Origin of the sequence: Paenibacillus xylanilyticus, from assembly GCF_013359935.1 — a bacterium.
In the GTDB taxonomy this organism is placed as follows: domain Bacteria; phylum Bacillota; class Bacilli; order Paenibacillales; family Paenibacillaceae; genus Paenibacillus; species Paenibacillus xylanilyticus.
This window is the reverse complement of the sequence record NZ_JABMCB010000202.1, coordinates 398,319-421,529: the sequence shown is the minus strand read 5'-3', so window position 1 is coordinate 421,529 and position 23,211 is coordinate 398,319. Positions and strand designations below refer to the sequence as shown.

At 44.2% G+C, this 23,211-nt stretch carries 15 protein-coding genes; 10 read left to right on the top strand and 5 right to left on the bottom strand.

Annotated elements, in window-relative coordinates:
* Positions 1 to 54 precede the first annotated feature (54 nt).
* From hmpA to HP552_RS28575, 3 genes are all read left to right on the top strand, one after another.
* Complete coding sequence (hmpA, locus tag HP552_RS28585) at positions 55 to 1,275, top strand: NO-inducible flavohemoprotein (RefSeq protein ID WP_175398749.1); 1,221 nt, start codon at positions 55 to 57, stop codon at positions 1,273 to 1,275.
* A gap of 371 nt (positions 1,276 to 1,646) precedes the next feature.
* On the top strand, positions 1,647 to 3,074 hold the full coding sequence (locus HP552_RS28580; protein ID WP_175398748.1) for a PAS domain S-box protein: 1,428 nt from the start codon (positions 1,647 to 1,649) through the stop codon (positions 3,072 to 3,074).
* A gap of 337 nt (positions 3,075 to 3,411) precedes the next feature.
* Positions 3,412 to 3,939, top strand: coding sequence for a hypothetical protein (locus HP552_RS28575; RefSeq protein WP_175398747.1), 528 nt, complete (start codon positions 3,412 to 3,414; stop codon positions 3,937 to 3,939).
* Positions 3,940 to 4,205: 266 nt separating this feature from the next.
* On the opposite strand, the gene HP552_RS28570 is transcribed toward HP552_RS28575, so the two are convergent.
* Complete coding sequence (locus tag HP552_RS28570) at positions 4,206 to 5,078, bottom strand: helix-turn-helix transcriptional regulator (RefSeq protein WP_175398746.1); 873 nt, start codon at positions 5,076 to 5,078, stop codon at positions 4,206 to 4,208.
* A 309-nt stretch (positions 5,079 to 5,387) separates the two neighbouring features.
* Here HP552_RS28570 and HP552_RS28565 point away from each other — a divergent pair, with 309 nt between their 5' ends.
* Positions 5,388 to 11,768, top strand: a complete 6,381-nt coding sequence (locus tag HP552_RS28565; RefSeq protein ID WP_175398745.1) for a rhamnogalacturonan lyase family protein — start codon at positions 5,388 to 5,390, stop codon at positions 11,766 to 11,768.
* A gap of 275 nt (positions 11,769 to 12,043) precedes the next feature.
* Positions 12,044 to 12,859: a helix-turn-helix domain-containing protein gene (locus tag HP552_RS28560; RefSeq protein ID WP_312884364.1), complete on the top strand. Its 816-nt coding sequence runs from the start codon at positions 12,044 to 12,046 to the stop codon at positions 12,857 to 12,859.
* A gap of 236 nt (positions 12,860 to 13,095) precedes the next feature.
* Here HP552_RS28560 and HP552_RS28555 read toward each other — a convergent pair whose 3' ends face one another.
* Positions 13,096 to 14,259: a glycoside hydrolase family 27 protein gene (locus HP552_RS28555; protein ID WP_175398743.1), complete on the bottom strand. Its 1,164-nt coding sequence runs from the start codon at positions 14,257 to 14,259 to the stop codon at positions 13,096 to 13,098.
* A 794-nt stretch (positions 14,260 to 15,053) separates the two neighbouring features.
* Here HP552_RS28555 and HP552_RS28550 point away from each other — a divergent pair.
* Positions 15,054 to 16,265 (top strand): GNAT family N-acetyltransferase, encoded by a 1,212-nt coding sequence (locus HP552_RS28550; protein WP_175398742.1) that lies wholly within the window; start codon positions 15,054 to 15,056, stop codon positions 16,263 to 16,265.
* Positions 16,266 to 16,459: 194 nt separating this feature from the next.
* On the opposite strand, the gene HP552_RS28545 is transcribed toward HP552_RS28550, so the two are convergent.
* The 3 genes from HP552_RS28545 to HP552_RS28535 all read right to left on the bottom strand — a co-directional run bounded on the left by HP552_RS28545 (position 16,460) and on the right by HP552_RS28535 (position 17,989).
* Positions 16,460 to 16,882, bottom strand: coding sequence for a hypothetical protein (locus HP552_RS28545; protein WP_175398741.1), 423 nt, complete (start codon positions 16,880 to 16,882; stop codon positions 16,460 to 16,462).
* A gap of 155 nt (positions 16,883 to 17,037) precedes the next feature.
* Positions 17,038 to 17,490: a hypothetical protein gene (locus tag HP552_RS28540; RefSeq protein ID WP_175398740.1), complete on the bottom strand. Its 453-nt coding sequence runs from the start codon at positions 17,488 to 17,490 to the stop codon at positions 17,038 to 17,040.
* A gap of 52 nt (positions 17,491 to 17,542) precedes the next feature.
* Positions 17,543 to 17,989, bottom strand: a complete 447-nt coding sequence (locus tag HP552_RS28535; protein WP_175398739.1) for a hypothetical protein — start codon at positions 17,987 to 17,989, stop codon at positions 17,543 to 17,545.
* 332 nt (positions 17,990 to 18,321) lie between these two features.
* On the opposite strand from HP552_RS28535, the gene HP552_RS28530 reads away from it, so the two are divergent.
* The 4 genes from HP552_RS28530 (at position 18,322) to HP552_RS28515 (ending at position 23,183) form a co-directional block, all read left to right on the top strand.
* Positions 18,322 to 18,633, top strand: a complete 312-nt coding sequence (locus tag HP552_RS28530; protein ID WP_512698971.1) for a kanamycin nucleotidyltransferase C-terminal domain-containing protein — start codon at positions 18,322 to 18,324, stop codon at positions 18,631 to 18,633.
* Between the two features lie 94 nt (positions 18,634 to 18,727).
* Complete coding sequence (locus HP552_RS28525; protein WP_175398738.1) at positions 18,728 to 19,336, top strand: transglutaminase-like domain-containing protein; 609 nt, start codon at positions 18,728 to 18,730, stop codon at positions 19,334 to 19,336.
* Positions 19,337 to 19,783: 447 nt separating this feature from the next.
* Positions 19,784 to 21,622, top strand: coding sequence for a sensor histidine kinase family protein (locus HP552_RS28520; RefSeq protein WP_175398737.1), 1,839 nt, complete (start codon positions 19,784 to 19,786; stop codon positions 21,620 to 21,622).
* Positions 21,600 to 23,183, top strand: a complete 1,584-nt coding sequence (locus tag HP552_RS28515) for a helix-turn-helix domain-containing protein (RefSeq protein WP_175398736.1) — start codon at positions 21,600 to 21,602, stop codon at positions 23,181 to 23,183. Before HP552_RS28520 ends, HP552_RS28515 begins: the two co-directional genes overlap by 23 nt.
* Positions 23,184 to 23,211 lie beyond the last annotated feature (28 nt).

The following is a 23,211-nucleotide window of genomic DNA, read 5'->3' as shown; positions in this document are numbered from 1 at the left end:
CCCTTTAAAGCAATACTCTATAGGGAAGATCATTTACTGAAGGGATTAACTTACATGTTAAATGCTAAAACAAAAGAAATTGTTAAAAATACAGCGCCGGTCCTTAAGGAAAATAGTCACCAAATCGGAAAACGGTTCTACGAATTACTTTTTCTCAGTGCTCCTGAGTTAATGAATATTTTTAATCAAACCAATCAGAAGAAAGGAATCCAACAGGAAGCCCTTGGTTATGTTGTTTATGCTGCAGGCGAGCATATTAACAATCTTGAGGTACTTACCCCAGTTATTCGAAGAATTAACGAGAAACATCGGGCCATTGGTATTCGAGCCGATCAATATCCAATCGTTGGCGAGACATTACTACAAGCGGTAAGAGATGTGCTTGAAGATGCTGCAACTCCAGAGATTTTGGATGCATGGGGGCAAGCATACGGATATATTGCCAACCTTTTTATACAGATGGAGAAGGAGTTGTATGAGGAGACTGAAAAACAGGCAGGTGGGTGGTCTGGTTATCGGCGATTTATCGTGGATAAAAAAGAAGAGGAAACCAAGGAGATCACCTCATTCTACTTGAAGCCGGAGGATGGAAAGGCCATAACTTCATATAAAGCTGGACAATATTTGACGCTAAAAGCAGATATTCCTGAAGAACCCTACACACATATCCGCCATTACAGTCTGTCCGAAGCGCCAGGTAAGGACTATTACAGAATATCGGTCAAACGGGAGGATGCAGCAAGCAATGATCCAGAGGGAATTGTTTCTCACTATTTGCATGACCACATTCAAAAAGGGGACAAGCTACTTTTCTCTGCTCCCGCAGGTGATTTCGTTTTAAGTACAGACGAATTCCCAGTCGTTTTAATTAGTGGAGGAATTGGAATTACTCCATTACTCAGCATGTTAAATGACATCGTGGAAAGACAGCCCCAGCGTGAGGTCCGTTTTATTCACGCCACCAAAAATGGCCAAACCCATGCGTTTAAAACACATTTGACAGAGATTGTGCAATCTAACAAAAATGTAAATTGCTTCGTATGTTATACATCACCCACGCAGGAGGACAAGGTCTCTCACCAATTCGATAAAGAGGGATATATTGATTTAAATGTTTTGTCTTCAATAAAACCGGTAGAACCAGCGCAGTATTATTTGTGTGGATCTCCCCCTTTTATGGAGGATATTATAAAAAAACTTAGTAAACTAAATGTGCCTAAGGAGAATATTCATTTCGAATCTTTTAGCCCAATAGCAATGCTAGATGAGGAGTAAGGTTTTATTATTTAAGCACGCATAACATCAAAAAGCCTAGATTAAATGAAACGCACCATTGAGTACTCCCGCTATAGCCAATTTTAATTGGAGCATTAGCCATTATCCATAACCAACCGATGATGCTTGCTCCAGCATGTTAGAAATAAAACTTTCCTTTAGAAGAATGTCTAGACGTAACGGCTTCTTAGGAAGGTTTTTTAGCGTCTGTATAAGGCTGACAAACGAATTCAAGGGTCTTGTTCAACTTACACACCTCTAAGATTTAAGCTACGACATTCACCGTCTCCAGTACATTATCTGGAAGGAATATGTTATATGATCGTCGAATCTACCCTTAAAATGATTCTCATCTGGAGTGAAAATAACTTATGAACAAAAGACTAGGAGACAATTTTTTAAATTTCGCCGATCAGGAATATAGGGAAATTCTCTCGGAGCAACAAGGAATGACTTTTAAATTTAAACTAAAGCAAGGTCGATTTATACATACGTTCTGTGCTGGACAGCTGCTATATAAAATTGGCTTGTCTCCTGAAATGATTATAGGAAAGGAGCTTAGGGATTTTCTTCCCTATGATGTAGCTGAATATAAAGAGACCTTTTATCATGAAGCATGGCAAGGAAAAGAGGGAATATCATACGAAGGTGAAAAAGGAGAGATATTCTACCTTGCGTCATTACGACCCATCAAACAATCAGGTACTGTGATTGAAGTAATTGCATCTTGCGTAGACATTACAGAACGAAAAAAAGCTGAGGAAGAACTGAGAGCTACGAAAGAGCTCTTGGAATCTTTATTTGGGCATCCCGTTGATGGTATTTGTGTTACAAACATAGAAGGGATTGTAATACGAGTCAACCATTCTTTCGAAAAAATATTTGGTTGGACTGAAGAGGAGCTTGTTGGAAAAAGCGTCTCTTCTCTACCCTTAAACATGAAATCTGACATTGTAGAAATAAGCAAACAGTTACAAAAGGGAATGAATGTGATAAGTTTTGAAACAGTTACACAACGAAGGGACGGTGAAATGATCTATATCCATTTAACAATGTCCCCTATAAAGGATGCTCAAGGAAATGTAATTGCTTTGACCGGTATAACTAGAGATATTTCTGAACGTAAAAGGTCAGAAGACTTTCTTCGAAAAGCAGATAAATTAAATGTAGTCGGCCAATTAGCTGCTGGTTTTGCGCACGAAGTCCGTAATCCTTTAACCACTTTACGTGGTTTCTTACAATTAATGCAATCAAAAGAAAACTGGAATGCAGAATATGCCGACATTATGGTTGCTGAAATAGATCGTATCAATAGTATAATTAGTGAGTTTTTAACCATTGCAAAGCCACATTCGCTGAGCTTAAAAAAATACGATATAGGGATTATCTTGCAGAATGTCATCACGCTATTAGAAGCTCAGGCCACTTTGAACAATATCCAATTTCATGTGCAAATGGAGAGCAGCCTTCCCTTAGTTAAGTGTTCAGAAATTGAAATCAAGCAAGTATTCGTTAATATTATAAAAAATGCAATTGAAGCTATGCCAAGTGGCGGTGAAGTTAGTATCGTCACTGTTGTTCAAACGAACTATATCTACATTCGTTTTATAGATCAGGGAGTTGGTATTCCTGAGACTTTGATTCAACGGTTAGGTGAGCCTTTTTTCACCACGAAAGAGAAAGGAACAGGTTTAGGCTTGATGATGTGTTACAAAATAATAAGCGATCATAACGGAAAACTAACAGTTAACAGTATCGTTGGTGAAGGAACGACATTTGAAATCAAGCTCCCTCTTTGATAGTTGGAATGAAGATGAAAAACGAGTGACTCTTCTTTGGAATTTTACTTCCGATTAAACCAATCATTGTTTAACTTTCAATTAGTGGAACAAAACTAAACTATCCACTCATAGTATGGAGAATTTGGAACGCAATGGAGAATAAGAACAAATGAAACCTACTTTTTTGTTTTGATTTGTCACATCAATGGATTTAGGTTAGACAGAAAGAGTACTGCAAACGCCGTAAAAAGTTCCCTTCTGGAAATTTGTTGACATGAAGCGTCATCCTTTTGTAGTATTAAAAGCTGAGTAAGTAACTCGGCTTTTATAGACGGAAAGGATGGTCTCTCTTCACATGTTTCTGCGTTCGTTATTTATTTGCAGCTATTTGGCGATTATCTATTATGTATCCAGTCAATTCCCATCGATAAGGATGGTATTTTATCCGACCCTTGGCGCATTCAGTTTCTTGTTTATACACCGAGTGGGGAATATTAGAGATATAGGACGGATTAGTATTGGGGCGATAATTGCCGCGACACTTGGAAGCTTTTTTTATACAATCGATACAGGGGCGTTTTCATTTTTTGTCACTGCAATTCTTACAATCTCGCTGATAAAGTTCTTCCAATGGAACGCTGCTCCAATCTTAGCTGTCTCATTGATTCCCTACTTCGCCCATCCCGTTTCAATATGGGCTTTACCAGTTGCTGTTTTAGCCTCGCTAGTCGGTCTAGTACTGACTCTTTGGTTTATTGATAGGATAGAACAGTTGACCTGGATTACAAGACTAGATCCAGCCTTACGTAAAATGGCGTCGGTGATCGTCAGAACTGTAAAACGCCAGCCAGTTACTGGGGTAACACAGGAAACAAGAAATTAATTTGTTCGCCTTCGACACTATGCTCCACTTTTTCCAGACACGTGTTGGTGCAGCAAATGAGACAAGTTTTTGCCCTTGTTTATGAGGGAAACAATCAATAATAAGCCACAGTTCGTTCGCATTCTTGATTAATATTGAGGGATAAGAACTTAGTTCCATCGAAAGTCGCTATTTATAGCGTCTTTTTTATTTCTTCGGTACTGCGTAGCGGAAAATTAAACATTAGAAGAGCCTGGTGACGGATTACTGGCAAACAGCAAGCGTGGCTATTCATAATAAATAGCTTCATAAGGAAACTCTAGCTTATTCATGCGATATTCTTTGGGCGACATGGACATATATTGCCGAAAAACTTTGCCGAAATAGCTGGGACTTTCAAAGCCGCATTGTTGACCAATTTGGGAAATCGGAAGTTCCGTTGTGCGGAGTAGTCGGATTGCAACCTCAATGCGTCTGTCTTTGAGATAGGCTAGCGGTGATGTTTTCTCGGATTTCTGAAATAACCTGCACAAGTAGTGTTTATTGATATCGCAATGGCTCGCCAGCAGATCCAGCGTCAATGGAGATGCATAATTCTCTCGGATGAACTTTTTACATTTCTCGATCGTTGTTATTGAAAGGGCACCAATATCCCTCTCCGCATCCCGACTCGTCTGTACCAGGATAAGCAACCACCGATAGACTTGCATGGACAAACGATACTTGTCCGTCACGTTCTCCTGATGAATCAAATGGATAATTTGCCATAACTCTTGAATCAAGGGAGAGTCCGCGTTTCGCAGAATGACATGCCCCTCATTATCATGGATCATATCCCAAATTCTGCTCGCTTCATCCCCACGAATGTTGATCCATATAAATTCCCAAGGTTCGTTGTTCTCGTGTTTATAGTAATAGCAATGTTCTCCCGAGATTTTAACAAGTAGGGCATGTCCCTTTGGTAAAGGAATTGTTTGATTTTTAATATCCAGATAACCCTGACCATTAAGCGTGTATTGAAAAACGACGTGCCCCGGGTCCGGTCTATCATCACTTGGACAACGATATTCCTTGCTTGAAACGATCTGCCATCCAATAGAGTCCAGTGTCATGATTGATGTATCGTCATTACGAAAAGCGTAAGAGACCGTATGAACCATCGTTAATCTCCTTCCTAAAAAAGTCAATTATCTTATATAATACGTCACATTTTTTAGATTGTCTGTCTTTTTTTAGACCTGTAAGATAAATGTAAGCGGTAACATAAAAAAGGGGGTGACTGTAGTTTGTGTTCTATGGATCGTGAAAACAAGTTTTAAAGCAACAAAGGAATAGTTCTGTAAATGACAGCGAACGACAAACAACATGCGGGACAGATTGAGCTTATGATTCCATGGGGCTGCCTGAATGCCAAAAGATTTCTTTCCGCACATTCTAAAAATGTTTTTAGATAAGGAGGAGCTAATCCAATGTACCGAAGAACTGTTTCCATCCAGAAATCGATGTTTGTAACTTTTTTAGCATTCCTAATGGTTATTTCACTGGCTGTACCTCCAGCTCCGGCGCGTGCAGAGTCATCAAGTCACCTTCCGGGTCGCCAGGCAGAATATCTAAACCGGGGTTTGGTTGCGGTTCTCGTAGACAACGGCGTTTTTTTAAGCTGGAGGTATTTAAACAACGACCCGGATAATATCGCTTTCAACATATATAAAAATGGAACCAAAGTGAACACATCGCCCATACGTGACGTGACGAACTATGTGGACACCACTGGTTTCGACAGCTCGCAATATCAGATTTCGACTGTCATTGCAGGCAAGGAGCAAATGCAGCCGGAGGTTGTATCGGTCTGGCATAACGATTATCTGCCTATTTCACTCGATAAACCGGCCGATGGCCGGACTAAGGACGGCGGAACATACTCCTATTATGCAGGAGATGCTTCCGTAGCTGACTTGGACGGAGATGGCGAATATGAAATCGTCTTCCTGTGGAGTCCGAGCAATTCCAAGGACAATTCGCAGGCCGGTTATACTGGCAATGTTTATATCGATGCCATTAGGCTTGACGGCACGAAGCTGTGGAGGATTGACCTGGGCGTTAACATCCGCGCCGGAGCGCATTATACGCAGTTAATGGTGTATGACCTGGATGGCAACGGAAAGGCCGAAGTTGTTGTCAAGACGGCGGACGGCACAAAGGACGGCCAAGGCACGGTCATTGGTGACGGCACGAAGGATTATCGCAACGACGGCGGATACATACTTTCAGGTCCAGAATATCTCACGTTGTTTGATGGTGAGACCGGAGCAGCCGTATCCACCGTGGACTATGATCCACCAAGAGGCAACGTCAGTGATTGGGGTGACGGCTATGGCAACCGTGTAGACCGTTTCCTTGGCGGCATCGCTTATCTGGACGGTACGAAGCCAAGTGTCGTGATGAGCCGGGGTTATTATACCCGCACAGTGCTTGTTGCTTATGATTATGTTGGCGGGGAACTCGTCAAGCGCTGGACGTTCGACACGAATGAAGCAGGATCACAATATCAATCACAGGGCAACCATAATCTAAGTGTGCTGGATGTCGACAAGGACGGCAAGGACGAAATTATGTTTGGCGCCTTGGCCATTGACGATGACGGCAGCTTGATGTACAGCACCGGACTCGGCCACGGCGACGCCATGCACGCCGGCCAGCTCGATCCGAACCGGGAGGGCTATCAAGTCGTAAGTGTGCACGAGCATTCCGATGCGGCATACGGGCTGGAGATGCGCGATGCGGCAACAGGTGAAATCCTCTGGGGTGAGAAAACAGGTTTTGACACCGGTCGCGGGATGTCGGCGGACATTGATCCGAACTATCCGGGTTATGAATCATGGGCCACGACCGTTACCAATGGGCAAAGTGTACCTGTAACCAATACCTATTCAGCAGCCGGAGAGGCTATCTACACTGTGGACGAAGGGCCCAAAACCGCCAATTTCGCCATCTGGTGGGATGGAGATCTTCAGCGGGAGCTGTTGGACCATGAGTGGGATAATAGCACAGCCAAAGGAATTCCGCTCATCTATAAGTGGGACTACCAAAACAAGAAGCTGAATGAAATCTTCCGGGCAACCGGTACGTTAACGAACAACCATACCAAAGGCAATCCGGCACTCCAGGCGGACATTCTGGGCGACTGGCGTGAGGAGCTTCTGCTGCGGAGCGAAGATAGTTCGGAGTATCGTCTCTACACGACGACCATTCCTTCAGACTACCGCATCCCTACGCTGATGCAAGACCCTGTGTATCGACTTGGCGTAGCCTGGCAAAATGTATCCTACAACCAGCCGCCTCATACCGGCTTTTATCTTGGAGCGGAAGCTACAGCATTCCCTAAAGCCAATCTGACGCTGACTCGCGAAGCTGAAATGCTGGAGCCGGTCTACCGCTTTAATTTCGGTACAGAGACTACATCAGGAAGTACGAACATACAGGATACGCTCTACGCACAAGATCCGGGATACGGCTTCAAGGATACAAATGGTGTTACGGTAGGGGCAAACCAGGTTTCGGTCGCGACAGGCACGACATTTGCCGTTGACCTGCCAAATGCCAACTATAAAGTGACGCTGCGATTGGGCAATGATGCCAATGACTCGAACGTTGGAGTCAAATCCGAATTCGTCCAGAAGCTCGCCGTAACCAATGTGACAGCGGGAGCACCACTGGAGTATTCCTATGATATTGCTATGGTGGATGGACAGCTCGATCTTCTCTTCACGGGTACAGCGATAGACATCCAAGACGTCATCATCGAGAAATATCCAGAGAAAACGGCTGGTGCGGCAACAACGATCTATATGGCTGGTGATTCAACCATGCAATCGTACAGTGAAGCGCAGGCTCCTCAAGAAGGATGGGGCCAGCAGTTCGGACGTTATCTCTCCAATGGGGCAGTCGTCGTGAACGATGCGATCGGCGGCCGAAGCAGCAAATCCTTTATGGTAGACGGTCGTCTGGATACGATCCTGCAGCGAATTAAGCCGGGGGACTTCTTCTTCATTTCCTTTGGTCATAACGATGCCAGTGCAGGGATACCGGACCGTTACGCATCACCAGAGGACTATAAGACTTACTTAGCTCGTTATGTAAACGGTGCCAAACAGCGCGGCGCTACACCAGTACTGCTCACTCCGGTTGGACGCAGAGATTTCAACACGGTGACTCAAGAATTCAACGTCAGCTTCCCGGCATACGTGCAGGCTGCAAAAGAAGTGGCGGAGGAGCAGGACGTGCCGCTGATTGATCTCAGCAAGTTGAGTATTGCTTACTACGACAAAATTGGAAATACAGCTACGGAAAAAGTGTTCCTCTATGCTAATCCGGGTGATTATCCGAAATACCCGAATGGGATCAACGATAATACGCATTTCAGCAGCTATGGTGCACAGAAAATTGCCGGACTCGTTGCTGGTGCGGTCAAAGACATGGAGCTGAGCATTTCGCCGCTGGTCATCGACCCGGATAATTCTGAACCCGAGCCAGAGCCGGAAGCCCAGCTATATGAGGAGGATTTTGAAGGCGACGCTGCCGGTTACCAGTATGCGATGGTCAATGCCACGGGTATTGGAGGAACCATGACGGGGACCGTTGTTGAACAGTCTGGAAATAAGGTGCTGTCCGTCGCGGGCTCAGGTTCAGGCAATCGGGCCAAAGTATTCCGTCTGTTTGATGCCGTAAACGGCGATCAGGTGAACGTGAACTTTGACTGGCAATCCGGTAATGTGAGTGCCTATCCGTCAGAAGGCCATCTCACGATTCAGGATTCCAACGAAAATGCCCTTTTCACGCTGTATACCAAAACCGGAAGCACCAAAATCCATTATTATGTCGGTGCATATAATCCGGACTACGGTACAGGAGACACGGCCATACCCGAAGGAGGAACCGCTACAGAGATTTCCAAGAACCAGTGGGTCAATGTGGATGCAACTGTTAATTTTGCCGAGAAAACATTGGATCTGACATTAACGAACCTGGCGGATCCGACAGTTACACAAACGATTGCAGATATCTCGCTGAGTTCCGCCGCATATGCGGACAACGTCAGATCCATGCGATTCCTGGGAACGAGAAAAGGCGGTGGAGGCACGTTGAACTGGACTACCCAAATCGACAACGTGCGAATAGAAGGTACTCAGCTCTCTTCAGAGGGCGGCGATCAGACTGCCTTAATCGCTCTGTACGATGAGATCAAAACACTGAATCTGTCGGATTATACAGATGCATCGAAGGCCGTGGTGAACCGGGCTTTGGCAGCTGCGGAAGCTATATTCAATACGGAAGCCACGCAGGCTCAAGTTGACCATGCGTTTAACATGTTAACTGTTGCGAAGGATTCATTGACAAGTGAACCGAGCGAAGAGATAAGCGAATACAAATTTGACTTTGGTTCCGGCAGCGCAGCCGACGAATACATCAAAGTTGATGACAAAAGAGCGTACATTGAAGGCAACGGGTACGGCTTTGCCGATACTGCGCTGACCAGAGATGAGAACCGTGAAACTGGAGATTCACTCAAAGAGGATTTCACACGAGTAAACGGAACCTCCTTCCTTGTGGAGATGGAGCCGGCGAATTACCGGGTAACGATGACCATGGGAGATGCTGCAGAATCGACCAGTGCAAATGTCGTTGTAGAGCAGATGACAAAGCTGCCGCTCACAACCATTGCCAAGGGCGAATTCAAAGAAATCACGTATGACATTGCCCTGATCGATGGGGTATTTAACTTCAACTTCACCGGAAATGCACCGAAGATCAATGCACTGAAGCTGGAGCGCCTGCCAGATCACAGCGCAAGCGAAAAACCAGTTATTTATTTGGCCAGCGATTCCACTGTGGCCAATTACGCAGAGAACTACCGTCCGCAAGCGGGCTGGGGCGAAACGCTGGATGGATATTTTGATAAGAATGAAGTCAGTATAGATAACCGGGCAGTTGGCGGGCTGAGCAGCAAGACCTTCCTGGTCGGTGGATATCTCAACGATATTTTACTCGACATTCATGAAGGCGATTATCTGTTCATGCAGTGGTCTCATAACGATTCCACGCCGTCCCGTCCGGAGCGTTATCTAACGCCCGAGCAGTTTAAGGTTTATTTGAAAGATTACATTGACGGTGCTCTGCAGAGAGGTGCAATTCCAGTTCTGGTCACGCCAGTGAACCGCCGTGATTTTACCGGAGAGGTGCTGAACAAGAGCTTCCCGGAATACGTACAGGCGATGAAAGAAACGGCGCAGGAAACGGAAACGCTCATCATCGATCTGAACCAAGCCAGTTGGGAGTATTTCCAGGAGCTTGGCACAGAAGGAACCAAATCAATATTCATGTGGGTAGGCACAACGGAAGACAATACACATTTGCAGATGAATGGTGCAATCAAGGTGTCTGAACTCGTGGCACGCCTTGTGAAGGAATTGAATATACCGCTATCTGATTTGGTTACGTTGGAAGGGGAATCTCCGGAGCAGGGAGCCCCGCATACTACGGCAACTGTGGAAGGAGAATCGCGGCACGACTGGTATACTTCTCCAATACAAGTAACCTTCACAGCAAACGATGAAGATTCCGAAATCGAAGGGACCTATTATCAAATCAATGGTGGGGAAGCGGTGAGTGGCGCGCAGTTGACCCTAACTGAAGAAGGTACACATACCATCACCTACTGGAGCGTCGATGTCGATGGTAACAAAGAGAGCGAACAGTCATTGTCCATATTCATTGATCTCGTACCTCCAACCATTGAAATTCATGGTCAAACTGAATACAGCATTGATCAGCACGTGGAAATTGGCTATACAGCCTCCGATTCGGTATCCGGTGTAGAAGAACCAGAGGGTGTGCTTCTCGACACTCCTGCGTATACACTGGAACCCGGCCTGAACCAGGTTACGGCAACGGTCTCCGATTTGGCTGGCTGGGAACAGACGGTAGAATATCGTTTTGGCGTTATCGCTACATTCGACAGCCTGATTAATCTGACCAACGCCTTTGCTGATGAATCGATCGATCCTAATGCCAGCATTCTTGCTGATCAGCTCACAAACACGTTACAGCAGGCCAAACAGGCAGCAAATAATCTTGAAGGAGTTAAGGCGCGTAAACTGCTCACATCCTACGGTAATGATGTTCAGGCAGCTAGAGGAACTGTATTCACGGATGAGCAGACAAATGTGCTGCTTAAGTGGGAGGAATGGCTTAACATAGCAACTCCGCTAGCGAATGGGGCCCCTGGGACTCCAGTGCTGTCTGACAATAACGGTTATGACACAGGGCTCAAAGACGGCGACTACACGGTCACGATGAATCTGTGGTGGGGCAATAACGGCAATCAGTTCAAACTGTATGAGAATGGTGAATTGATTAAGGATATTTCTCTGGTCGATCAATCCCCATCCGCACAGTCTGTTAAAGTGGATATTACTGGACAGAAAAATGGTACCTATACCTATACCGGGGAATTGATAAATGCACTCGGTACGACCGTAAGTGTACCGCTGACAGTCATCGTCACTGATGCTTCCCCAGGGCAAGCTGTTCTGTCGAATGACAACTGGGACGGTGACGGCAACTTTAATGTCACCATGAATCTATGGTGGGGAACAAATGCAACCGAATACGAACTTTACGAAAATGGTGTTTTGATCGATGCGCAATCGCTGCAAGCTCATACGCCTAGTGCACAGTCTGCAGTTACTGCAATCACCGGAAGGGTACCTGGTACGTATGAGTATGAAGCTGTACTTCGTAATTCATCAGGGGAAACCAGATCATCCAAATTAAATGTGACGGTAAGATAGTATGCTGAAGTGTTTGAGGCAGTCCAATAACACTAAGTGATTAGAACTGAAGTAAGGACGATAACAAAAGTGCTAATCCTCATCATTTTGAGGGTTCGCACTTTTGTTTATTTTGAAGTTAATACATCGTTTTTTTATTTGAAAAAAATCTCTGAGTTATTAGCCCTCTGTCTCTATCATAAGCAACTTGAAGCGTTGTTCCCAGCACCTGAAATAAATCAATAACTCCTCATAATGATATATAATGACAGGTAACAAGAATGGAGGTGCCGGATGTGGACTCGTTATGGAGAGACGGGAGCAGGGCGAGCCAGGTTTATTTTATCAGCGGCGGGCATAAACCGGTAAATCTTCACCAGTGGGGACCTGGGGTGCGTGACGTCTATGCACTGCATTACATCATTCATGGGCAGGGCACACTGGAAACAGACGGCCAGTATTTTCGGCTGGGCGCCGGAGAGAGCTTTATCATTTTTCCGCAAAAAGAAATCTATTACTACCCCGACCCTGCCGACCCGTGGGAATACGTATGGATGGAGTTCAGCGGGCGAGATGCAGAACGGTTCATAGAGTTGACTCAGCTTTCGGTCCAGCACCCTGCACTGCCAGCAGCGCCGGAATGCTTGGAACCCTTGTTTCATTTGGCCTGGAATGCGGGGACATCGCCATGTGAAGTGTTAAGGGCGGATGCACGTTTGCGCCTTTTATTGTCGTATTATATGGAGTTTTTTCCAAGCGAGAAGCAGGAGGAAGCCAGAGATTATGTGTGGCTGGCGATAACGTATATTGAGCAGAACTACTGGAAATCGTCCTTGACGGTTGCGGAGATTGTACAGGCCGTAAATCTGGAGCGAAGCTACCTGTTCCGCAGGTTCAAAGAAGCTACAGGCGAATCGGTTTCTGCGTATATCGCGGCATGCCGCATCCGGCGCGCCTGTGAGCTGCTGAAGTCATCCAGATTATCCATTCAATCCGTTGCCTATTCAGTGGGATACAATGATCCGCTTTATTTTTCCAGAGTGTTCAGAAAGGCAACATCACATACGCCATCAGCATACGTAATGCTGTATCAGAAACAAGCAGAACGTTAGGAGAACAAGCAAACGGATAAGACACACTACGTTTAACGAAAAAGAGCACAGTTCCCCGATTCCCGGAAATAACGGATAAGCTTCTCGATCGGTTTCCGTCCACAGTTCAGCTTCACACCGAGACAATCAATGCAGAGGAACTGCCGGGCTGTGCGCGAGACCAGTTTAATATAGATGCCGACATCGTCCGAGGAGAGCGGAACGGAACAGGAGGTGCACAGGCGGCATTGTGTCATTTATTTCACCAATTTGGCCCGGACGACGAGACAATCGTGGGCCCCAACAACTGGTGCATAACGCTCACGGAATACACCCAGCTCCTTGTGCTCCCAGCAATCGTAGAGTGATAGGGCACAACCGGCGGCGTAAGGCAGCCCCATATCCCAGAATTGAAGGGACAGCTCGCGCTGACTGTCGCTCATGTTGAAAAAGCCGATGGCGAGATCTCCGTCTGTCAGCACCTTCACCAGCATGAATACATCGTCTGTGTGGAACCACTGCGGCTCGGGTTTGATGCGATAAGCTCCGCGTGCCTCCGCGTCCTGGTTGATGGCAAGCAGGTCCGGATTCAACAAAATTTCCTTGGTGGCCTGATTGGCTTTACGTACATCACATCCAATCATGAGCGGTGAACCCATCATGGACCAGAGGGAGAAATGGGTTTTGTATTCAATGTTGTTACAGCCTCCAATCGTTCCGATAAAGTCGTTGTTGCTTCCACCGTACATGCCAACAATCAGCATGTCCATGTCATTATGGCAGAAGGAGCCAGTGTAGCTTTGTTTGCCGAGCTGAGAAAGAGCCAGTTCTTTGACCGATTCCCAGTTGTCTCGTATGTCACCGGTGGAGCGATACATATGAGCCCCTGATCCACGAATCCAGTGATATACGTTATCCTCTCCCCAGTTGCAGGCAGAGAACAGGATATCTCGTCCACAGTTTTTGAGCGCAAGGCTCATCCGCTTGTATAACAGTTCACCAGAGATATGACGCGGCTTGAAACAGTAGTCATATTTCAAAAAATCCACACCCCACTCGGCAAACATCGCTGCATCCTGAAATTCATGCTCGAAGCTGCCTGGATAACCTACACACGTATGTGTACCGACACAGGAGTACATGCCGAACTTCAGGCCTTTATCGTGGATATAATCTGCAAGTGTTTTCATTCCGCTCGGGAATTTCTCTGGATCAGCGACCAAGTTACCATCAGCATCCCTTTCCTTCAGGCTCCAACAATCGTCAATGACGATGTATTCGTAACCAGCTGCTAGGTAACCATCCGACACAAATACGTCAGCGACATCCCGGATTAATTGCTCATTGATATCCCATGTGAAGGTATTCCATGAATTCCAGCCCAGCGCAGGAGCTAACCCCATTAAAGAATGGTTTCTCATAATCTCGCTTCCTTCCTAATTCTGTTTTCACGTTATGAAGAGAGTGAACATTATTCTTATTTCAAAATAACTACAATGAATTTAAACGATAAATGCGCATTCAGCCATAGCTTGACGTTGCTTGAACATGGACGGATGTTGTTTAGGTGCATTAAACAAAAAGATACATGCTTGCAATAGATGATGGTATATGAATGAAATACATACAATGGCGCTTATTCTTTATTAGGAAGGCGGTTCTAAAAATGTACACTCAAACGAGGTTAAAACGATACTAATGCCGCGGGACAAGAACATGTTTCATTCATGCTGAATCCGTTCCGTTTTTCATGGTTATATTGGGCGGGAAAATGTTCTGGCCATGGAAAAAGTCGAAGATCATGTCGACAGTCGTTTATGGGGATTCTTGTCAAGGTAGTCCCAGGCCAATTGCAGGATGGCATGTCGGCACTCCAAGTTGCCATGTAGTCGACCAATTCAATGTTATTACACATTTTGAGTTCAGATTTTCCCTAACCTATTTAACCATTACAATAGAAAGAAGAACTCGGATACAGAATAAGAAGAAGTTTCGAATAAATTATGTTTAAACTAACGGGGGCGTTTTTTCAGCAATCTAGTATGTATGAAGCAAGTTTACTGTGGGCCACGTTGCAAACCAACGTTATACCGTGAAAAAAGATCATCTGATTGGGGGGGGAATCCGTTGTGGTCTCTGAAGAATATAATTCAACTCTGGAATTATTCTGATGTGATTCGCAAATGATAAAACAAAAAAAGGGAGCATCACGGACATGCGTAAGAGAAATTTAAAAATGCAGAAAGTAGAATTATCACATTTAGAACAATATAGTGAGCTTTTGCGTTATGTGTTTCAGGTTACAAATAATGATCTTCACAAACTGGGTTGGGGAGCAAAGGAAATTCTCCATGAGAAATCACCTGTCTTACAACAAGCAGATGTACTTGGTTGGTTTGATGGAGAAAAACTGATTTCTCAGGTTTCTACATATCCATTTGAGGTCCGAATTTTTAATCAAACTTATGCTATGGGTGGTGTTACAGGCGTAGGTACTTTTCCTGAATATTCTGGGCAAGGCCTAATGAACAAACTGTTGTTACAGGCTCTCACCAATATGCGTGAAAAAAAACAATCCATTTCTTACCTGTATCCGTATTCTATACCCTATTATCGCCGTAAAGGATGGGAAATCATTTCCGATAAAATTGTGTTTGAGGTTCAAGACTACCAATTACCCAAAAACAAACCAGTGCCTGGTGATGTGGCCCGTGTAGAACCGGAAAGCGAAGATGTGAAAACGGCCTATGAACGCTTCTCGCTGCAAACACATGGAGCCATGTTAAGGAAAGAACTTGCGTGGAGTGAGTATTGGCGATGGGATTCAGAAGATTTAACAGCTGCTATCTATTACGGTGAAGACAATAAACCCGAGGGATACTTACTGTATTGGATAGAGGAAGAAGTATTTCATGTCAAAGACATGATTTTCATTCATGAAGAGGCACGAAGTGGACTTTGGAACTTCATTAGTGCGCATTTTTCAATGATATCCAAAGTGGTTGGCAATATTCATACAGATGAACCACTTGCCTTTTTACTGGAAGATGCTGATATTAAAGAAACCATTTCACCTTACTTTATGGCACGGATCGTAGACATTGAGCAATTTGTTTCTAAATATCCATTCAAACCTGCTCCAATAGAACGAGAGTGGACATTCACCTTGTTAGACCCGCTGCTATCTTGGAATCAAGGTACATTTACTCTACAAATTGAACCAAATGGATGCGGTCGAGTGATCCGAGGTCATAATCGTCGTAGCGAAGATAGCATAAGTATCCAGACAATGACAACGATGTTGTTAGGCTATAAGCGTCCTGAATACTTGCATAAAATTGGTCGAATCAAGTGCAATCCGGAAATGCTAGATGTATTAGAAGATGCTATTGAACAGCAGACACCTTATTTTTCAGATTTCTTTTAATTAATGTATAAGGAACAACAATATGATTGCCCGCCGGGAGTCATCGCGGCAGGCTAATATCCAATAGAGGTAGATTCATGATCTACAGTAAATATGATATGAAAGCAGTCCAGGATATGTGCAAACCCAATTAATATTAAAAAAGCCCTACCGGTGACAATCCGATAGGGCTTCAAGCATGGCATCAGTGCAAATTAGTCGGAAACAACAAGTCCATCGAAGTTTTCGGGCCCTACACGAACTGTTCCCAATAGGTTGGAACTAATAAATGCACTGTACGTCAATTGAGGTAACAGTGGTGGGTTAAAGTCATCGGCAGAGAACGTGATAACTTGTGGAGCAAGTACGCTCAAACTGAATGTGGATGTCGCTGAATAAATAACCGGATCGGTCGCCAAAGTACCCCTAACTATTCGAATGGTGATACCAACAAGAGCCAGCGGTAATTGCACGGAAACGGTCCCTTTCATCTGCACTCTAAGGTTAGCTCCTGCTCCTGCAGTCTGCAGACCAATCTGGCCAAATAATTGAGGAGTATTGATGACGAGAATCGGCACTGCTATAGAGTTAGCCAAACTGGCATTCTGTGATGTTCTTGCATCAAGAAATGTGGTCATGAAATCTACCTCCTATTCTGTGGGATAGAATAGTATATTCTATGGCTGCTAATACGCTTGGACGTAATTCCAAGTTAACTTGATTTGTAAAGTTTATATGGGGCGATCTATACCTATCTTTATTCTAACAATCCAGAACAAGATGCAATTAGATATTATTCCTCCGAATAAACGGTCGCATTGAAACTCTCAGGGCCTAACCGGATATTACTAACGGGAAATAGAGGATTAAAAGTGAAGGTGGCATATACCGAATAGACAAGTTGCCCATTCACTGGTGGAGGTACGTTGAAATCCGAACCAGTAAATTTGAATACGCAAGGACTGAAGAATTCATTGGCAATAACAATTGTGCCTGCACGATAAACCAAATGTTGTGAACTCCCCAAGTCTCGGTAAACTTCAATGACAAGCTCACCGTTTGTAGAGAGTTGACTGGCTGTCAATTCAACAACACCAGAGAAAAACGTCCGAATAAATGCGCCCGGATTGTTGAACTGTAGGCCTACTTGAGCAAATAAGAGTGGGACACCGTTTGTAAAACTCGGAGTTAAAATGTTATGACCATTGGAGCCTTGAGATGTACGTGCATCTAACGTTTGGACCATAAGGATCTCCTCCTTCCTCATTAATTGTTGAGGCATAACGAAAAAAAGGGGGTTAGTCGTCACTGTATGCAACGGCGTTAAAACACTCAGGCCCGATGCGTGTGGCTTGTTCCGTTGGGGAAGCTGGAACAAATGTTATATAGCAAGAATAGATTAGTTGCCCGGAGGGAGGAGAAGGCACATTATAATCGGAGCCTTCGAAGCTCGCCAGAATACTTCCTTCAGATGGAAATATCGGCACAGAGACTACATAGATTGGTGTTCCTGTATTGGTCGAGGTTCTGAAAATCTCAATTCGTATAGATGAAGGTTGGGAAGACAGATTTCCCACCGAGAGTCGATAGGTTCCGTTGAACTGAGTTCGAATAAGCGGGCCAGGGCTGGCAATGTTTAGTCCAAGGATGCCCACCAAAGTTGGCGTGTTTGCAGTAAGTGGAACGTTAAGCGGAGTAACACCGTTAGAACCAAGAGAAGTACGAGCATCAAGTGTACGAACCATAGGAATTCCTCCAATTTAAATCATGAAATGTGAACATCAAGGAGCAGTGGTTGATTATAATCATCACTTGAATCATAATGATCTGTTTTACAAGCACAGTAAAACCAAAAGTAGAAGGGATAAACGGCAGTCGGAATTGTAAATTCTGCTGGTGCTAAAGGGAGTTTGGTCTGAAATCTTACCTTTAGCTGAACACGAACACGAGGCTTGTCCCAACTTAAGGTCATCTATAAACCTATTCCGACAAACTAGCATCCTATGAAGATCGTGCATCTAAAAAGGTAGTCATATTCTTGTTTATTACCTCCTTTTAAATTGGAATAGAATAATATATGGAATATTTTGTGTCGTTGTATGGACGTTTCTACTCAAACAGAAAAAAAGGCAGATTCATATGGCAAATGGCTAAATTGATTGGACTCTTGAATAAACAATATTACACCAGCAGATCCGTAACTCTGGAAGAATCCATAGAAAAAACAATCAAGCCGGAAGGATCTGTTGAGTTAGCAACAAAAGTAATACGTGGTGAGCTGACTGACAAGGAAGAGCTTTATTTACTTTGTGATAACTTGTGGTTGGGTTTAAATAATTTGCTCGAGGATATAGGAATAGAATATCGAGACGATATTCTAGAATTGTGAGAGCCTATAATATAAAATTACTTAAAGAAGCGTTAAACCATTTTTTGAGATGATTGTTTTTGTATGAATTCAAGTATCGAAAGGTGTTGATGAAATGAATCTAATCTGTGAATCTCAAGTCGTTACCGATTATTTGACCGTGACAGCAGAGGTCGATTATGATCACCCGCTAATTGTTGGACTAGCTTCGGATTTAGCAGCAGCATCACAAGATCAAGTAGATTTTATTGAAAAGTCATATATCTATGTCAGAGATCAAATTGCCCATTCTTGGGATATCCAGAGTTCTAGAATCACTTGTTCCGCATCCGAGACATTGGTTTACAAAGAAGGTATTTGTTATGCCAAGGCAAATCTTTTGTGCGCCATATTACGAGGAGCAGGAATACCTTCTGGCTTCTGTTATCAACGACTTACGATTGGGGACACCCCAGATACGGGCTATTGTATCCATGCTTTAAATGCTGTTTATATTCAAAAAATAAATTCATGGATCCGCTTGGACGCACGAGGGAACAAGCCTGGAATCCAAGCAGAGTTCTCACTGGATGGAGAAAAACTTGCTTTTATGATCCGAAAGGAGTACGACGAATCTGAGTATATGACTATATTTAAGTCGCCAAATCTGAAGACCATCGAAACTTTGAAGAATAACACAGACTGCATAAACATGTATCTGCACGGACTACCCGATCGACTGTGATCATTAATTTATTGGGAAACGATAGCTCAATATTACCAGGAATGCAGCCAAGCAAACTTGAGCGGCTGCATGTGTTCAACTAACGGGCAGGGAGCCTGATCGGCTCCCGTGAAGATATTATCTAAACCACGACATGAGCCGATCACCAGTGATATCGGTGGCTCTTTGTGAAATGTCAGCGGGAAAATACGATTTTTTATGGACATGTTCGCTACTGATCAGCAAACTACCCTTTGGACGATTGGTCAAGTTTGCCTAAACAACAAGGGTGATTTTATAGTGGAGGTCACTCCGGTTACTGCTGAGAAACTTATCAAATCTCCAATAAACGCTTTACAAGGAACAGAAATTGGATGTAAAGTTAACGAAATTACTGAAAATACTAATGGAGAGTTAAATATGGAGTATAACAACCGGATCAGAAAGTTACATATATGGATTAAAAACATGAGATTTCAAAACAAGTTAATGATAAGTTATCTTCTGGCGTGCATTATTCCAGTATTAATTGTAAGCGTATTCATATTTCAGCAGTCAGCCAAAGGACTGGAAGAATCCTCACAGGAATTTGCCTCCCTCTATACGTCTCAGATCAAATCTTCATTGAATGAATTCATCAAAGAATATGACAAGATTACAAAGTCCGTACTGGTTGACAACGAATTGATCTATAAGCTCGGAGAAGGGTCAAGTGTACCCATGAACGAGGAGGTAAATCAGCGGGTTGCTGTACAGCAACTTCTCATGAGAGTTTCATTGCTCAAATCCGAAATTGGTACCGTAATGCTGATCAGTCGCGATAACAGTGTGTATCAATATACGACTACGACTAGCAGAGTGGATGAGAAAAGACTATTATCCCGGGATTGGTACAAACAGCTCCGTCATTCCGATCAGACCTTTTTTATTAGCGGCCTGCACGATCGTTCTTATTATGAGGACAAAGGCGCAGGGGCTGTTGTGACTGTGGGCAGGGTTCTGTTTAACTCCAAGGGGGCGTACGCCGGCATGCTTCTTATTGATCTCGATCCATTTACGCTGCTTCAGCTTGAGCTTGAGTTTTTGCAGGCTCGCGATAAGTATGGTATTAGCGTAATTATAAGCAATAATCGAAGAGAAATCGTTTATCATTCCGAAGCAGCCAGTGGCCGGATGACATGGGAGCAGCTGCTCCATTCAGGATCCGATCTCTCTGGAGACAGCGGAACTAAAGATCGGATTATTTTATCGGAACAGACTTCTCAAGGGGAATTATTCATCAAAACCGAGATTCCCAGGTCCAAATTGCTGCATAAAATCAATCAGATGAAAGGGCTGACCATGATCGTGATCGTGGCAAGTTGTCTGATTATTTTCCTGATCTCACTGTGGCTAAGCTATACGATTACAAGACCCATCAAGGCACTTCGAAGAAGCATGAAGCAAGCAGAAGTAGGTCAATATCTGCCCATAGAGAAAGAAACGACCAACGATGAGATTGGAAACCTGGTGTATAGCTACAACAAAATGATTATCACGATCAAAACGTTAATTGAAGAGGTGTACGTGGGAGAGATCAAGCAGCGTCAAGCCAAATTCCTTGCTCTTCAAAATCAAATTAACCCCCATATGCTATACAACACATTGGAATCCATTCGAATGAAGGCATTGGTGAAAGATGACGAGGAAACGGCAGGGATGATTAAAATTCTGGCTCGCATGTTTCGGTTAACGCTTGGGAAAGAGGGAAGGCACCATTCGATTAAGCATGAACTGGAGTACACAGCCAATTATCTGCAGCTTCAAAACATCCGATTCGATGATATGTTCGAATTGTCTGTTAACATGCCGGATGAAATGCTGGAGTACAGCATCATTCCTTTGGTATTTCAGCCTATCGTGGAGAATAGCATCAACCATGGTTTTGCAGGCTACAGCCAGGCATTATGTATCGAAATTGAGGGGAGCTGGACGGAAGACGGAGAGATTCTGATCCGAATTTCAGACAACGGAACCGGAATGACGACAGAGAAATTGGCGGAGCTGGATGCGCTGCTGGAACAGGCGGCTTCAAATAGATACAGCCTGGATAACCCAGATGATTTGGGAGAGAACGGTCTGGGTCTGATCAACATTGCAGAACGGATTAAGCTCCATTATGGAGATTCATATTACGTTAAGGTGTTGTCTGGTATCAAAAATGGAACGACCATCGAAATTCTTATTCCAGGGATAGGCATACCTCAGCATATAAGTTCCAATGCGAAGAAGGAAGGTGAGAGAAATGAAACTGATCTTGGTCGATGATGAAAAAGGGATATTGGAAGGACTCAAAAAGATGGTAGATCGCTATATTCCGGAATGTGAAGTGGTTGGAACAGCCTACAATGGGCTTGAAGGCTTCGAGCTGATTCAAAGATGGCAGCCGGACATCGTTATTACCGATATTCGAATGCCGCAGGCCGGTGGACTGGACATGATCCAAATGCTCAAAACGGTCGATATTCAGAGCAAATTCATTTTGCTAAGCGGATATGCCGACTTTGAATATGCCCAGAAAGGCATAAAGCTAGGTGTGAACTTTTACATTAACAAGCCGGTTGAGGAACAGGAGTTGCGAGACTGTGTCTGTCAGGTCATGGAGATGATTCGCCTAGAGCGAAGCAAAGTCCAGGAAATGGATGCCTTAAAGCAGGCAACGTATCTCCGCATTCAGGAAGATGGCTTGCGAGATATTCTGGATATGGGCAGCGACCATACCGAAATTGAAGAGGAGCTGCTAAGGATCGGATGCATGCCTGGGGAGGGAGCACATTTTGCGTGTATCCTGATTGATATCAATAGTAACGCAGAAGGTCTGAAGGATCTTGGTTTTGATTCCGTTTTTAGGCAGATTGATCTGGTCTTCAGACATTACGGTAGTGTATATCGTTTTCGCTATACAGGCGCACAAATTGCGGTAATCGTGATCCACGGTGCAGCTTTGGAGAACAGAGATATGGTTCACAGTGCACAGCGCCTTCATGAGGTCCTGTTCAGACAACTGAACGTTTCCAGTGTGATTGGCATCGGAAGCGTGCAGAAACAGCCAGGTGGTATTAGCCAATCCTTTGAAGAAGCGCGAAATGCGCTTAGCTATCAGGTGATCAAGGGCGGAGAAGCCGTCATTTCGTTTACCCAGATCATGGATATGAGCGGGAAAAGCGAGCTGGTTACAGAGGAGATGATCGCTGGCTTGGAGGCCGCGATCGACAACATGGATGAGAGAGAAAGCGTGGAAATGATCCACCGAATCTTTAGGAGAATAGAAGCTGAACCAGGTTTCAGTCCGGCAGATCTCCAACTGCAATGCTTGAACTTGCTTCTGTTAAGCATTCGAAAGGTATCTTTTCAGCAGCTTCAGCAGAATAAATTGTTGAGTCGTCAGCTGTTAACTTTGGAGGGTATTTCACGGTTTAAGACACTAGCGTCTCTGGAGCAATGGATGGTAGACGTCATTGGCGGAATCATTGCATTTATGCTGGAACATCGTACTTCCAAAAAGAAGGACATGATCTCAGAGATCAAGGAATATGTTACAGCCCATTATGATGAACCCATCAGTCTAGCTGAATTAGCTGCTCGTTTTTACATGAATCCATATTACCTGAGCCAATTTTTCAAACAAAAGACAGGCGAAACGTATTTGAATTTCTTGACCCACATACGGATCAGCAAAGCCAAGGAGCTGCTTGAACAGACGGATTTGAAGGTATATGAAATCTGCCATAAGGTGGGTTATTCGGATGCGCAGCATTTTGCACGCATGTTCGAGAAATGGACCGGATTCAAACCAAGGGAATATCGGAAAAGTCTTGCAAAACAATAAAAATTAAGGATGCCACTTCATTTCGAAG

Coding starts and splice junctions, on each gene's coding strand:
- hmpA (WP_175398749.1), top strand. CDS start 55: ATGTTAAATGCTAAAACAAAAGAAATTGTTAAAAATACAGCGCCGGTC.
- HP552_RS28580 (WP_175398748.1), top strand. CDS start 1,647: ATGAACAAAAGACTAGGAGACAATTTTTTAAATTTCGCCGATCAGGAA.
- HP552_RS28575 (WP_175398747.1), top strand. CDS start 3,412: ATGTTTCTGCGTTCGTTATTTATTTGCAGCTATTTGGCGATTATCTAT.
- HP552_RS28570 (WP_175398746.1), bottom strand. CDS start 5,078: ATGGTTCATACGGTCTCTTACGCTTTTCGTAATGACGATACATCAATC.
- HP552_RS28565 (WP_175398745.1), top strand. CDS start 5,388: ATGTACCGAAGAACTGTTTCCATCCAGAAATCGATGTTTGTAACTTTT.
- HP552_RS28555 (WP_175398743.1), bottom strand. CDS start 14,259: ATGAGAAACCATTCTTTAATGGGGTTAGCTCCTGCGCTGGGCTGGAAT.
- HP552_RS28550 (WP_175398742.1), top strand. CDS start 15,054: ATGCGTAAGAGAAATTTAAAAATGCAGAAAGTAGAATTATCACATTTA.
- HP552_RS28545 (WP_175398741.1), bottom strand. CDS start 16,882: ATGACCACATTTCTTGATGCAAGAACATCACAGAATGCCAGTTTGGCT.
- HP552_RS28540 (WP_175398740.1), bottom strand. CDS start 17,490: ATGGTCCAAACGTTAGATGCACGTACATCTCAAGGCTCCAATGGTCAT.
- HP552_RS28535 (WP_175398739.1), bottom strand. CDS start 17,989: ATGGTTCGTACACTTGATGCTCGTACTTCTCTTGGTTCTAACGGTGTT.
- HP552_RS28530 (WP_512698971.1), top strand. CDS start 18,322: ATGGAATATTTTGTGTCGTTGTATGGACGTTTCTACTCAAACAGAAAA.
- HP552_RS28525 (WP_175398738.1), top strand. CDS start 18,728: ATGAATCTAATCTGTGAATCTCAAGTCGTTACCGATTATTTGACCGTG.
- HP552_RS28520 (WP_175398737.1), top strand. CDS start 19,784: ATGAGATTTCAAAACAAGTTAATGATAAGTTATCTTCTGGCGTGCATT.
- HP552_RS28515 (WP_175398736.1), top strand. CDS start 21,600: ATGAAACTGATCTTGGTCGATGATGAAAAAGGGATATTGGAAGGACTC.